The sequence below is a fragment of the Blautia sp. DFI.6.71 genome, assembly GCF_020593585.1.
GTDB lineage: Bacteria > Bacillota > Clostridia > Lachnospirales > Lachnospiraceae > Blautia_A > Blautia_A wexlerae.
The window spans coordinates 40,233-55,173 of record NZ_JAJDMJ010000014.1 but is presented as its reverse complement, the minus strand read 5'-3'; the positions used below and the strand labels follow the sequence as shown (position 1 = coordinate 55,173).

The window sequence follows — 14,941 nt, the reverse complement described above, 5'->3', positions numbered from 1 at the left end:
TCGCTACTTACTCTACACCGAATAACTTCTTGATTCGGTTAAATACCACTTTTATTTCTGCACGTCAGAGTATATGCTCTTCAGGATATCTGCAAATCTCTGTGCTCTTTCCCGGAGAAATCTACTGATATATTTCCCATACCGCACTCCAGATCCAGTTTCCTGTCTGCGCCTTTATTGGAAATGGTTTTCTCCCGTCCAAGTCCACTGTAGGAATCAGAACCTACATCCAGATTTCCCACTCCACATTCCAGATCATAATTATAATCCTCCTGCGTACCGGTCAGTGTCAGATCCAGTTCACCCAGACCACATTCTCCATCTGTCTTCCTGGCGCTCAGATCTGCAAATGTCATACTTCCGGTTCCGATTTCCAGATCTGCCTCCATTGCAGTCACCGGATTCTTACTTTCAAATTCCCCGGCTCCCATCTCCACACTCAGCTTCTCTGTCTCAATATCTCTGTTCAGATAAACAGTACCTGCACCCATCTCAATCTCCAGCTCCTGAAGCTTAACATCTTCCGGATAAGAAATACACACCTTTCTGTTCTTAGACAGTTTTTTTGTGCTTTTGACCTTAAGAGTATCTGAACTCTCCTTCACTGTCACATTCTTCCCACTGTCATCATAAACTCTGACACAGAAACTGTCACCCTCTTCCAGGATCAGATCATCGTACTTCAGCTCTATATCCAGCTTTGCGGGCTGATACTTCAGCTGATATACAGTGCCATCTTCCTCATCCTCATCAACAGCGCGGGCATAATCCTCACTGTCGTCATAATCATCGCTGTCATCATAATCACTACTATCGTCATAATCATCATCGTCATCATAATCATCGCTGTCATAGTCATCGCTGTCATCATAATCATAATCCCCGTCTGCCACCAGAAGCACCCTTTTCAGGCTTTCCACCCCTGTCAGTTCCGACATACTGGCTCCCATAACACCACCGGCAGTTGTCAGCCCGATTCCCACAGCACCAAAAATCCCCGCTGCGATCAACATTCCTTTTGTAAACTTCTTCATTTAACCGCCTCCTTTCTCTTTCTGTAAAGTACCCTGTTAAAAAAGTCGGTAATCTTCCGAAACCACTTCGGCACAATACGTACTGCGACACTGATCAGCCCCAATACCATAAGGATTGCCAGAGCAATCATAAGACATCCAATTCCTATTGTCATGATCCCGGTTCCGATCATTACAGTCAAAAGCCCTGCTCCAGCCACAACAGCTGCAAGCCCGCCAACCAGTAAAGCCACAGCGCCTATACCCAATCCAACGATCAGCCAGAACGGAAGCAGTAAGATTCCAACTGCAAATGTCAGAATCCCACCAACAGCCCCCTTAACAAAGGGAGAGATAAAAACCAGCAGAATCACCGCAAGGATCAGCACCGCCTGATTCCCCTTTCTGAAAAAACGCTTCCCTGTTCCCGACTCTTCTCCATATTTCTCAGGCATCTGTCCTCTCTCTTTAGTTCGGGCATCCTCATAGCCATGCTCCGTATATTCTCCATACTCATAGCCTCCTGCCGAACCTTTCAGATCCGCCTTGATAATCGCTGCAACCTTCTCGGGACTTCCAAGTTCCCTGAGCACCGAAGCTTCATTCTCAGCTCCTGCATCATCGAAATAACTATTATAAAAATCAAGGGCATCCTGCCTCTCTGTCTCGGAAATATCAGCAAGCAGCTTCTCCAGCGCCTGCATAAACTGCGCCCTGTCCATCATCCTATTCCTCCCTCAAACATCCCGCTTATCTTGGATGCATAAATTTTCCATTCAGCTTTATAAAACTCCAGCTGCGCAGCACCTCTGTCCGTCAGCTTATAATAACGCCTGTTACGCCCTGCATACGCCATATCATAAACCTCCAGACAATCATCCTTCTGCAGCCTCCTGAGCACCGGATACAAAGTAGACTCCGAAACATCCAGAACTCCACGCACATCCTGCGTGATCTTATACCCGTAAGTCCCTTCCTTCTCCTTAGAAACAACCGCCAGAACAACCGCATCCAGAAGCGCAGCACCCGTATTAAAAACCATATGCTCACTCCCTCGTTTCAATTATGTTCTGTACAGACAGCATCATCTCTGCAATCCAGCCTTAGAGCGTGTCTGAAAAATGCTCCAGACTATACCAAAGGTAAACGCCATTTCACATCTGATACATTTATTCCATCCTGTTCACATACTATACAGAACATCAATATTGTTTTGTTAACGATATTATATGATGTATAATATGATTTTGTCAATACTATTTAGCAAAAATCATTTATACTTTATAATCATTTTGATACCTTTACCGAAAATACCTCCTTAACGTCTTCCGGTTTACTATAGCACTCCTCATAAATAATGTATTTAAAAGCATTGCTATATATCAATTTCTTATTTCATAAATTACTGCAAACAATCCAGTCCATCATAGCGTGAAGTCCTGCTGAACTGTCTTGATTGCATTATTTTATTAAATTGCTATAGTATTTCATAAACTTAATATTCCATAAACCTCACGTTATACTACAGTTATTTTCAGTAAACAGCGCAGGAAAATATATCTGTCTGAGTGCATTTGCAGGCATCTTAGATCTTCTTAGCCGGTAGAAATCTGCGTTATGGAGAAAAATCGCAACCTGTCTGAGCGAAGCCTGCAGCGGAGCGAGTTTTGCATTTTTCTCCATGCTTTTAGCAGATTTTTACCGGCTTAGAAGATCTTAGATGCCGAAACCGCACTCAGACAGATATATTTTCCTGCGCGTCCCCACCCACCAATCAAAAACTACAGCAAAGGAAACCAACCCATTATGAACGAAAATACAACACAACTCCACCCCGCATTCCTCACCCGAATGAAAGAAATGCTCGGCAACGAATACCCCGCCTTCCTCTCCAGCTTCAGCGCCCCCCGAACCTACGGCCTGCGCATAAACACCTCCAAGATCACCTGCGAAGACTTCGAAAACCTGTCTCCATTTCCAACCCGTCAGATCCCATGGATCAAAAACGGCTACTTCTACGATGAAGACATCCGTCCTTCCAGATGCCCATACTACCAGGCCGGCCTCTACTACCTTCAGGAACCCAGCGCCATGACCCCCGCCTCCCGCATCCCCATCGAGCCAGGTGACAGAGTCCTGGACCTCTGCGCAGCCCCGGGCGGCAAGGCAACTGCAGCAGGCGCAGCACTTCAGGGACAGGGACTTCTGGTAGCAAACGATATCAGCACTTCCCGCGCCAGAGCCCTCCTTCGCAACCTGGAACTCTTCGGCATCCCAAATGTCTTCGTAGCAAACGAAACACCTGCAAAGTTAACCAAAGCATTCCCCGAATTCTTCGATAAGATCATCCTGGATGCTCCATGCTCCGGAGAAGGAATGTTCCGTAAGGAAGAAGCACTTGCCAAAGACTGGACTCCCGAAAAATCCATGGAGCTTTCCGAAATCCAGAAAGAGCTTATCCTCCAGGCAGCCGATATGCTCCGTCCCGGCGGACTGATGCTTTACTCTACCTGCACATTCGCGCCTGCAGAAGACGAACAAACTGTTTCCTGGCTTCTGGAAAACCGTCCTGACATGGAACTGGCAGAAATGGAAGATTATGAAGGCTTCTCCCATGGAGTTCCTGAATGGGGAAACGGAAATCCTGAGCTTACCAAATGCATCCGGATTTTCCCACACAAAATGAATGGAGAGGGACACTTCCTTGCGCTCTTCCGTAAAAAAGGACAGGCAATCAAGGAAAGCTCCCGTCCTCACACAAAACCGGACAAAAACGCATTTCCACTGATTGCGGAATTTCTGAACGAAATCGGTCTGAAAACCCTCTGCGGTCAGCCATTTGACTGGGAACGTGTGGAAATCCGCGGTGATAAAGCCTACTATCTTCCCCCGGTTGCCCACAACTTCCGCGGCATCACCTTCTTAAGAAACGGTCTCTATCTCGGTGACCTGAAGAAAAACCGCTTCGAGCCGTCTCAGCCACTTGCACTGGCGATCCGCAAAGATGAAGCAGAAGCAGTCATCTCTCTCTCCGCTTCTGACGAAAGGATCACCAGATATTTAAAGGGCGAAACCTTAAATATCGAACCCGAAGAAGCAGCTCACAAAAAAGGCTGGCATCTCCTCTGTGCAGATGGATATCCCATTGGCTTCGGTAAACTGGTCAACCAGATCCTGAAAAACAAATATCCGGCAGGGTGGCGCGTATAACACGCGCTTATCCCTGCCGGATATTTGAATTCACAATAATAATATTTATTCCGCTCACAGCAATATCTCTTTGTGCAATGTAAACGAATAAATGATCTTCTCCTTCACTCTTTTCCCCGTCATCCGTTCCAATGCCCGGGCATAATCCTCAAGCTGCACATGATACAGATCGATCAGCTTCTGTTCCTGTCCTCTCTTCACTCTATCCGTTTTATAGTCCACAAGAACAATCTCATCCCTTTCCATAAAATAGGCATCGATAATTCCCTGCACCAGCACTGTTTCGTTCTTCCACCCATCATCGAGCATAGAAGCACTTCTCTGAATCACAAAAGGCTGTTCTCTGTAAAGATGTTTTTTCATGGCAGCCTTCTTCATCCTCTGCCCCAGCCCGGACTCCACAAACCTCCTGATATCCCGGATCCGGATACATTCTGCTTCCTGCTCTGTCATCTTCCGGCTCTCCAGAAGTCTCTTTAACTGAGCCCGAAGCTGTTCCTCTGTATCTGCTTCTGCATAATCCAGACATTCCATTACTCTGTGATAAGCAGTACCTCTGGCAGCCCCCTTATACTCTTCCTGCTTCTCTGCCATAAATGCGGGAACCGGCGCTTCCTGTTCTTCCTCCTGCTCTTCGGCAGACACACTGATATTCTCTTCCAGTTCACTTTCATCATGCCAGCTTCTCTTTTTCAGATCCGAAACACTGACTTTAACCGGAATATCTTCCAGATATTTATACGGATATACAAAGGAAAATCTCTTCTCTATCTCTTCCTTCACAGCCTCATCATACACTTTATTTTCATCCCAGTTCTTCAGATATTCCTCCTGCATCTGGTTTCCTGCCTGGATGAGAACTGCTTTTTCTGTCATCTGACGGACAGTGATCTTTTTTATCACAAACTCAGAGATATCATCGTAAATCCCCGGCTGTTTCTTCATGAGGATTCCATATTCCCACAGAAGTTCACTCATGGCCCGATGCCGCACCAGTGCAGGCAGTACAAAAGCCCAGTAATTCTTTGCTTTCATTCTGGTTCCCAGTGGGAGCAGTTCTTCTTCCTCATCCAGAAAACGCGACAGCGACAGCATCTGCTTTTCCAGCTTTCCGACTGTTCCTGTAAGGATCAGTTTCTCTTTTGCTCTTGTCATGGCAACGTAAAGTACCCTCAGTTCCTCTCCCAGACTCTCCTTCAGAAGCTGTCTTCTGATCACCTGCTTATTCAGCGAAGATGCGATCACCCGTTTCTCCGGTATGATAGCATCAGTCCCTATTCCCAGTTCCGGATGAAGCAAAAGACCTGCATTCATATCCTGAAAATTAAACTGTTTTCCCATACCGGCCACAAATACTACCGGAAATTCAAGTCCCTTACTCTTGTGGATCGTCATGATCTCCACTGCTGTATTGCCCGCTCCTGTCAGATTGACTTCTCCATAGTCTACCTGATATGCCTGTAGCTGTTCGATATAACGAACAAAGTTAAACAGACCCCTGTAGCTTGTCTTCTCATAGTCCATAGCTTTCTCCACAAGCATGGTAAGATTTGCAAAACGCTGCTCCCCTCCCGGAAGTGCCCTTGCATAATCTCCATACCCGGTTTCTTTCAGCACATAAAGGATCAGTTCGTGGACCGGCGTATATGCAGCCATATTTCTTACCTTTTCAAGGAGACTCAGAAATCCTTTTAATTTAATATTCAGAGAGTTCTTTTCATCTGTTCGCAGATTACTGTTTAATAATTCAGATTTCAGCTTATCCGGATCCAGTTCTTTTTCGGGGATTTCATTTTCTCCTGCATATGCCGAAACACTCTCATAAAGCAGACCATCAGGATACTGTATTCTAAGCTCTGCCAGTTCCTGCGAAGTGCATCCGACGATCGGTGAACGAAGCACTCCCATAAGCGGAATATCCTGCAGCGGATTGTCACACACCTTCAGATAATTCAATACAGTCACAATCTCGGTTGCAGAGAAATATCCGGTTCTTGATGTACAATATACAGGGATTCCCTGAGACGCCAGCACTTCCCTGAAGGTTTCTGCCCATCCATAGGCAGTGCGCAGCAGGATTACAATATCCCCGTATTCCACAGGCCGGTATTCCTTCGTCTCTTTATCTACGATCTGTTCTTTTCCCACAATTTCTTTAATTCTCTGTGCAATGGCCAGCGCTTCCAGTTCCTGTCCGGTCTGATTTTCCATTTCTTTGCGGCTTCCCGATACACCTGGGTCTTCATAGTCCTGTACATCAGACAGTTCTTCTCCGTCTCTCTCGACCAGAAGAACCTCTGTCTTTACAAATTCCTCTGACTCTCCTTCCGGAAAAGAAGCTCCGGGATAAAGGGCTGCATCTTTGTCATAGGTAATCCCTCCCAGGTCTTCCCCCATGATCTGTCGGAAAATAAAGTTTACACTCTCCAGAACCTGTTCCCTGCTCCGGAAATTTTTGTGCAGGTCAATTCTCTGCTCCTGTGCTTCTTCTGTGGAATAACTTTTATATTTTTCCATGAAAAGCTCCGGCCTTGCCAGACGGAAACGATAGATACTCTGCTTTACATCTCCTACCATGAAGATATTTTTCTTCTGGTTGATCCACCCGGATACTGCTGTTGTCAGAAGCTCCTGCACTAAGTTACTGTCCTGATATTCATCCACCAGGACTTCATCATACTTTGCGGAGAGCTCTCTTGCAGCCTGAGACATATGGATTTCTTCCCCTTCTTTCGTCATCAGTATCTGCAGGGCAAAATGTTCCATATCCGTAAAATCCAGAATATTCTTTTCTCTCTTTGCCTCTCCGAACTGCTCTTTAAATTGCACAGTCAGCTCAACTAACATCTCTATTGGGCCTCTGATATATCTGATCACTTCCAGAAGTTCCTTCTCTGTACTCTGGAAATATCGCTGCCCCAGTTCCTTCAGAATCCCCTTTTCCTCATCCCGGAGATCTTTCACTCTCTGCTTCTTCTGTTCATCTACATCCGAAGCCTTCTTTGTGCTCAGCCGGGCAAATGAGGGTTTCATAAGTATTTCTGCAGTTGTATTATAATCTCTTTTCTCTGCCAGTTCCTGCAGACTTCTTATAAGAAGCAGATCACTGCTCAGTGCCTCATCATACAGATACGGACCATCCGGCTCTGAGCAGATTCTTCGCGCCTCCTGCACCAGAAGCTTCGCTTCCTGCAGTTCATCCTTCACTGCATCCCAGAGCATTTTCATCCACTCAGTCTCTCTTAACTCTTCCAGGGAATCAATCCTGTAATCATCCATACATCCGGACAGCCATTCCTGCGGAAAAGGATTGCTCATAGCCATTTCATATAATTTCTGTATCAGGTTTCCCAGATTATCATCTGACTTTCCCGTTGCAAAGCATTCCACGAATTTCTGAAACTTTTCATCTTTCCTGGCATAATATTCTTCAAGCAACGCTTTCACAACATCTCCTCGCAGAAGCTTCAGTTCCCCCTCATCTGCCGTCCGATATCCCGGATCCAGTCCTATCAGATGAAAGTAATTCCGGATAATATAGGCACAGAAACCATCAATAGTTGTAATCTGCGCAGTATGAAGCAGGGTTGTCTGTCTCTGCAGATGCTCATTATCGGGATCCTCACAGAGTGCTTTTTCAATAGCTGCCGAGATCCTCTCTTTCATTTCACCTGCTGCCGCTCTTGTAAATGTCATGATTAGCAGTCTGTCAATATCCACAGGGTGTTCTTTATCTGTGATCTTACTCAGGATACGTTCTACCAGTACTGCCGTTTTTCCGGACCCGGCTGCCGCACTGACCAGAATATTTCTGTCCCGCAGCCGTATAACCTCCTGCTGCTCCTTTGTCCACTGTACGCCCATCTTATTCTGCCTCCCTGTCAAATGCTTTCCATAATTCCTCATCAGAGAAGTTTTTCAGTCTGCGGAATTCATATCCTGACAGCCTGCGGTCAAATCCGCATACCGTCATATACGGACAATAAGTACACGCATTCTTTTTTCCGAGCTCATAGGGAGAAACCTCTGCATCTCCCTCCAGAATAGAACTTCTTATCTTCTCAATCTTCGTCCTTACATACCGTCCAAGCACTGCGAACTGTGTTCTGTCTGCCACAGAAGAATTTTTGCGAAAGCTTCCGTCCTTATTAAATGCGACAGGAATGGAGCCAAGGCTGCTGTCCATCCTGTACACAAGCTCCGGATCTGCCTGAACCAGCCCATTCATCTTCAGTTCTTTCATAAGACCTGCACTGACTGCTTCCACATCCGCATCTATCTTCTCCTGGATCATAGGATCCTTGATATTGTAATAGAAAACTCCCGCAGGAATAATCTCCTTATCCGGATATTTCTTCTGCTCTACACGCAGAGCACCATCCAGATAGATCATCAGCTGTAACTGCAGGCCATGATACAGATAAACCAGGTCAAAGGATGTATTTCCGGTTTTATAATCAATCACCTTCACATACACCTTATTCTGATCTTCCATAATATCTACTCTGTCAATCCGTCCTCCCCCGAAGGTTACCTCAAAGCCTTCCGGCTGAAATTCTCCCTGTTCCAGCTGTTTCTGAAGTGCCCATACCGTCCTTCGCAGAATTCTTCTTGTTCTCTCGATCATATATTCATTTCTGGCACTGCTTTTGAGCACTGTATTTCCATAATCTGCCACAATATTATCCAGACACCGGTCCGCAATCTCATTCCGTTCCTGTTCTGTCAGCTCTGTCCATTTCATGCCTCTTTTTCGTACTTCTTCTGCAAAGCTTTCCAGTGCTCCATGCATAACATTTCCCATATCCATAGGTTTAAACTCATATTCCACACGCTCGGTAAGCTTCATTCCATACTGAAGGAAATGTGCAAATGCACAGGCTGCAAAACGTTCCAGTCTGGTAGCACTGTAAGGTGAAACCTCTCCGTATAATGCCTTCGCCACACTCTGGCTGATAATGTCCTTTGGTTTTCCGGCAAAAGCCGACTGTACCAGCTTCTGTACTCTGCTTCTGTATTCCGGATTCCGCAGATACCAGCTATAAAGCTCTCCAAACATTGCATCCGTCTCATCTGCCTGCTCCAGAATATCCTCATGTTCTTTCTCTGTCTCCTGTACCAGCTTCTCCAGAAACAGATCAATCCCAGCTTCCGGATTTTCCGGATAACAATAATTGTTTATAGAATTTTTATGGGGTCTGACCCCGGCTCCGCCCTCAATTTCCAGCTTCGGATACAGACTGCGTATACTCCCGATCAGATATGCCGGACTTATGCCTTCTCCTTTTGCATTTGTATCACTATAGGAGAGGATCAGCTTTTCTCCCGGTTTCGTCATATTCAGATACAGATAAAACCTCTGCATATTCATCAGTTCTTTAGGCCCCGGTGCCAGTTCCACTCCCTGCTCCTGGAAGAAATCCCTGTCAAGCTCTGATAAGATTCCGCCTGTCTGTGTGCTCTTTGGGATATTTCCCTCATTCACGCCAACAAAGAACAACGCCTTAATCTCCTTTAAGCGGGATCGTTCCATATCACCCACCATTACCTGATCTATGCTCGGCGGAATCAGCGCTACTTTTGCCTGAGAAAGTCCTGATTCCAGAAGCTGTCGGAACTCCTGTCTGTTTACCGTTTCTTCGCCAAGAATCTCAACCATCTTATCCAGCAGGTCCATCACAATTCCATAAATCTGGTTATATTCTTTTTCCATTGCTTTATCGCCTGACTCTTTAAACTTTCGCTCCTGTCGTTTCAGTTTCTGCCAGACATTGCTTTTTTGGATAAACTCATAGAGAATCCGGCAGTACTCTTCCACTGTCTTCTTCCCGGAACCAAACCCCTGCGCAAGTTCCCTTACTTCTTCCGCAAAGATTTCTCTGATCTCATTCAGTTCCTGTATCTTCTCCGCTTCCATTCCTCTGTATACACGAACCCATTTTTCAGACCATTTCTTATATCCCCGGATTCCCAGCGCCAGCACGTAATTCTCCAGCTTATCAGCCTGTTCTCTGGTAACTTCTGACATCCCGCATCTGAGATAACGGAAAACACTCTCATAAGGAAATCCCTGTACCGCCATCTCCATGGCAGCGCGCAGATACTCCACAAAAGGATTCATCATTACCGAATGCTTCTCATCAATAAAATATGGAATATCTGCCTCCTCAAATACCTGTGCTGCAAGTCTTGCATATTCTTCCAGATTTCCTGTGATCACTGCAATTTCACCATAGCGGTATCCGCAGGTACGCACAAGTTCTGACATCCTTCTGGCAGCCTCCCGCATTTCTTCCAGGGGGGATGGCGCAGTAAATATTTTTATCTCCTGCTGTTCTTCGGCATACACGCCCTTTCTGTAGCGGAAGATATTTTTCTCCAGAAACTGTAAGGCAGGTGCCTGTGCAAACCGGGACTGTCCGGATGGTTTCAGATACACTGGATCCTCCAGATCTCTGGTCAGCCCTGCAAGTGTCCGTATCATCTGCTTGCTCATAAAGAAAAGCTGATAAGTTTTTCCCGGAGAAAAAGCATCCTCCCGTTCATCCATAGTCACAGTAACACTTATGCGATCAGCAATGACCAGAAGTTCCCTGAGCACATTGACCTGAATTGGCGTGAATCCGGTAAATCCATCAAAGAGAAATTCCGCTCCCTTAAGTTTTTCGGAAAAGGGAAGCTGTTTAAGCAGGACATCCATCACTTCTTCCCCTGTCATATAATGCCCCTTCAGAAATTCCCTGAATGACTGATAAAGGATTCCCACATCCTTAAGCTTAATTTCAAGTAATGGCTGATCTTTGGCCTTCTCTTTCATTTCTGCCAGATTCTCTTCTCTGATATCATACTGCATAAATTCTGAAACCAGAGACTTCACCTCATCCAGATATCCCGGCTTATTCATCTGACTTCCCAGATAGGCAAGTTCCTTTCTGTGCTGCTGCACCATTTTCTGCAGCACCATGCTTTTTCCCGTATCTTCCAGAACCTTTCTGTTATCTCCACCGGTTTCTTCAAATACACGGTACGCAAGACGTTCAAAGCTCAGGATGTCAATATTCAGGATTCCTTTTCCCGGATGCATTTCCACCAGCGTCTTCTGTGTCTGCATGGTAAACTGCTCCGGAACAATAATATAGTAATTTCTCTCCGGGTGTTCCATGGACTCCCGGATTACTCTCTCATATGCAAAATAAGACTTTCCGGCACCGGAACTGCCGATAATAAACTGTAATGACATTCTTCTCTCCTTACTGTCGGTTACTCACATTCGTTGTTTCAGTATATCATAATTTAAGCACTTCTGTAATAGAATATACAAAACCATCCAGGAGGCGTGTACCATGAGTGCAAAAACAAAAATCATAGTCCTACATATGAAGGAAGTTATATACACCGGCATTTTCCTTCTTCTTGCTGTCATCCTGGCTATTGTACTTTTCTTCATGTTTGGACCCGGTCAGAAAAAAAGTGCCTCAGCCGATGCCAAAAGCCTGTACAAACCGGGAATTTATACTTCCTCCATCGACCTGAATGAAAACACCTTTGACCTGGAAGTAACCGTTGACTCTGACAGGGTAACTTCCATCCGTCTGGTAAATTTAAGCGAAAGCACCGCAGCCATGTTTCCTCTCATGGAACCGGCTCTGGAATCACTGGCCAGCCAGATCTATACCTCCCAGTCGCTGGAAAACATCCAATATTCCGAAGATCAGAAGTATACTTCCATGATTCTTTTGAATGCAATTGAAACAGCACTGAAAAAAGCGGAGAACAACTGATCGTTCTCCGCTTCGCCATGCAAAATCACGCGGATAGAATCCTCCACTCCGCTATGCGATTCTAAATATCCATATTTTCAAGCTGCTCCAGCCATACTCCTGCACTTGCATCACTTGGCATTCTCAGATCACCTCTCGGTGAAACCGCAACGCTTCCCACCTTCGGGCCATCCGGAAGGCAGGAACGTTTAAACTGCTGTGCAAAAAATCTCCAATAGAAGGTTTTCAGCCATTTGAAGATTGTCTCCTTATCATACATTCCTTCAAAAGTCTCACATGCCAGCCTGTAAATTTTCTCCGGTTCAAATCCTGCACGAAGCATATAGTACAGATAGAAATCGTGAAGTTCATAAGGTCCCACCAGATCTTCTGTCTTCTGTGCGATCTTGCCATCCTTAGGCGGCAGAAGCTCCGGACTTACCGGTGTATCCAGAATATCAAGAAGAACCTCTGTCAGCTTCTCATCTTTGCAGGTATCCGCATAATAACGTACAAGATGACGCACCAGAGTTTTCGGCACTGAAGCATTCACGCCGTACATGGACATATGGTCACCATTGTAGGTTGCCCATCCCAGAGCCAGCTCAGACAGATCTCCTGTTCCCACCAGAATCGAGCCATCCTGATTTGCACTGTCCATCAGGATCTGCGTTCTCTCTCTTGCCTGGCTGTTCTCATAAGTCACATCATGCACAGACGGATCATGAGCAATATCCCGGAAATGTACATTTACTGCTTCTTTGATATTGATCTCACTTAAAGTCGCACCCAGACACTGACTTAATTTGCAGGCATTCTGATAAGTTCTGTCTGTGGTTCCAAAGCATGGCATGGTAATACAGTGAATATCCTTTCTGTCCGCACCGGAAAGATCAAAGGCTCTTGCGATCACAAGCAGTGCCAGTGTGGAATCCAGACCTCCGGAAAGTCCCACTGTTGCCTTATGGCAATGGATATGATCCATACGTTTCTTAAGTCCCATTGCCTGGATATTCAGAATTTCATCACAGCGCATATCCCTTTCTTCTTTTCGTGAAGGTACGAAAGGATACTGAGAATATTTTCTGGTCAGTTTTGTCTCTTCCACATTCAGATGGAAGCACACTTTAATGTGATCACTGTCGTCAGCCGGCTGATAAGTAGTCAGTCTTCTTCTCTCATCGTTCAGCCTCTGCACATCAATCTCACTGTATACAATACCATTGTGGAAACGTTTTCCTTCCGCAAGGATCACTCCATTCTCTGCAATCATATTCTGACCGCCAAAGACCAGATCCTGTGTGGACTCACCTTCTCCTGCATTTGCATATACATATCCGCACACCAGACGTGCAGACTGTCCGGAAACAAGATCTCTGCGGTAGCTGTCCTTTCCGACCATCTCATTGCTGGCTGACAGATTCACAATCAGATTCGCTCCTGCCTGTGCATGGAGAACGCTTGGCGGCAGTGTCACCCATAAATCCTCACAGATCTCTGCTGCTGCCACAAGCTCCGGCTCCTCCTCACAGATAAAAAGAATATCTGTTCCGAAAGGAACTCTCTTTTCCTCAATATCCACATATTCCAGACATCCAAGACCTGACGCAAAATGGCGCTGCTCATAAAATTCTCCATAGTTTGGAAGATAAGTTTTCGGAACCAGCCCAATGATCTCGCCTCTGTTTAAAACTGCTGCCACATTATATAATTTTCCATGATTTCTGAAAGGCACACCTACAAAAACAAGGGCATCCACATCAGCAGTTTCCTTTGTGATCTTCAGCAAAGTTTCCCAGGCGCTGTCGAGAAGACGTCTCTGCAGGAAAAGGTCCTGACAGGTATAGCCTGTGATACAAAGCTCCGGAAAAACCATAACCTTCACATGTTCTTTTTCCATCTCATGGATCAGTCTGATAATCTCATTTCCATTGGCATTGCAGTCTGCAACTGTGATATAAGGTGTTGCGGCTGCTGTTTTGATATAACCGTTTTTCATTTTCTACCTCTTCTTCCCTGTGCTCCGGCAGATCTATCTGTCAGTACATTTGCATCTCTTATTTACATTTACGCAGGATTTCTTTCAGTTCTTCCACTGTAAATTCATAATTCTTATTACAGAAATGGCAGTTCATCTCGATGGACTTACCTTCCTGGATCATTTCATTGAGTTCTTTTCTTCCGATGCTGATCAGGGCTTTCTCCACTCTTTCTCTGCTGCAGTTACAGTAAAATTCCGTAGGAACTTTCTCATTGATCTCCATGTCAAAGCCCTCCAGAACTTTCTCAAGCAGACTTTCAGGAGTATGCCCCTCTTCCAGAAGATTTGTGACAGATGTGATTTTCTGCACATTTTCCTCAAGCTTCGCAATTGTGCTCTCTTCTGCAAACGGCATCAGCTGCACGATAAATCCGCCAGCCTGACGTACTGTATTGTCTTTATTCATAAGAACTCCGAGACCAACTGCTGACGGTACCTGTTCACTTGTAGCAAAATAATAGGTAAGGTCTTCTGCGATCTCACTGGTCTGAAGCGCAACCTGGCCAACATAAGGCTCTTTCAGTCCCATATCCTTGATCACGTTCATAAATCCTACTCCGACAGCACCTGCAACATCCAGTTTGCCCTTGCTGTTTGCCGGGATACATACATCAGGATTTCCCACATATCCCTTTACACGACCTTTGGAATCTGCTGTCACAGTAATTCCTTCCAGAGGACCTCCTGCCTTAATCTGAAGTGTGAGGACATCCTTATCCCCCTTCATCATGGTACCCATCATGGCACCTGCTGTAAGCAGACGTCCCAGTGCCGCTGTTGCAACCGGGCTTGTATTGTGATCCTGTCTCGCTGTTTCTACTGTTTCTGTAGTAACTGCCGCAAATGCACGAATCTGATCATTCGCTGCAATTGCTCTGATAATATAATCGTTCATTCGTTTATTACTCCTGTTATTT

Annotated in this window: 9 protein-coding genes; 2 read left to right on the top strand and 7 right to left on the bottom strand. The window is 45.6% G+C overall.

From position 1 onward, the window contains the following. Positions 1–80: 80 nt before the first annotated feature. Genes LJE12_RS08230 through LJE12_RS08220 form a run of 3 tightly spaced genes read right to left on the bottom strand, consistent with a single transcriptional unit; the run spans position 81 to position 2,055 of the window. Positions 81–1,034, bottom strand: coding sequence for a DUF4097 family beta strand repeat-containing protein (locus tag LJE12_RS08230; protein WP_227226536.1), 954 nt, complete (start codon positions 1,032–1,034; stop codon positions 81–83). Then, a complete protein-coding gene (locus LJE12_RS08225; RefSeq protein ID WP_227218919.1) occupies positions 1,031–1,738 on the bottom strand; it encodes a DUF1700 domain-containing protein in 708 nt (235 codons plus the stop codon). The genes LJE12_RS08230 and LJE12_RS08225 overlap by 4 nt, the downstream gene beginning before the upstream one ends. After that, positions 1,735–2,055, bottom strand: coding sequence for a PadR family transcriptional regulator (locus LJE12_RS08220; RefSeq protein ID WP_020993548.1), 321 nt, complete (start codon positions 2,053–2,055; stop codon positions 1,735–1,737). The genes LJE12_RS08225 and LJE12_RS08220 overlap by 4 nt, the downstream gene beginning before the upstream one ends. Before the next feature lie 764 nt (positions 2,056–2,819). Here LJE12_RS08220 and LJE12_RS08215 point away from each other — a divergent pair. Further along, positions 2,820–4,223, top strand: a complete 1,404-nt coding sequence (locus LJE12_RS08215) for an RsmF rRNA methyltransferase first C-terminal domain-containing protein (protein ID WP_227226535.1) — start codon at positions 2,820–2,822, stop codon at positions 4,221–4,223. A gap of 54 nt (positions 4,224–4,277) precedes the next feature. Here the strand turns inward: LJE12_RS08215 and addA are convergent, their stop codons facing one another. Both addA and addB read right to left on the bottom strand, forming a co-directional pair. Further along, positions 4,278–8,087 (bottom strand): helicase-exonuclease AddAB subunit AddA, encoded by a 3,810-nt coding sequence (addA, locus tag LJE12_RS08210; RefSeq protein WP_227226534.1) that lies wholly within the window; start codon positions 8,085–8,087, stop codon positions 4,278–4,280. A 1-nt stretch (position 8,088) separates the two neighbouring features. After that, complete coding sequence (gene addB, locus LJE12_RS08205; protein WP_227226533.1) at positions 8,089–11,463, bottom strand: helicase-exonuclease AddAB subunit AddB; 3,375 nt, start codon at positions 11,461–11,463, stop codon at positions 8,089–8,091. Between the two features lie 103 nt (positions 11,464–11,566). On the opposite strand from addB, the gene LJE12_RS08200 reads away from it, so the two are divergent. Further along, positions 11,567–12,004, top strand: a complete 438-nt coding sequence (locus LJE12_RS08200; RefSeq protein ID WP_008706640.1) for an FMN-binding protein — start codon at positions 11,567–11,569, stop codon at positions 12,002–12,004. Positions 12,005–12,065: 61 nt separating this feature from the next. Here LJE12_RS08200 and LJE12_RS08195 read toward each other — a convergent pair whose 3' ends face one another. Both LJE12_RS08195 and hslO read right to left on the bottom strand, forming a co-directional pair. Further along, entirely contained in the window at positions 12,066–13,982 is a 1,917-nt protein-coding gene (locus tag LJE12_RS08195; RefSeq protein ID WP_227226532.1) for an NAD(+) synthase, read from the bottom strand. Between the two features lie 58 nt (positions 13,983–14,040). Further along, positions 14,041–14,919, bottom strand: coding sequence for an Hsp33 family molecular chaperone HslO (hslO, locus tag LJE12_RS08190; RefSeq protein WP_227226531.1), 879 nt, complete (start codon positions 14,917–14,919; stop codon positions 14,041–14,043). Positions 14,920–14,941 lie beyond the last annotated feature (22 nt).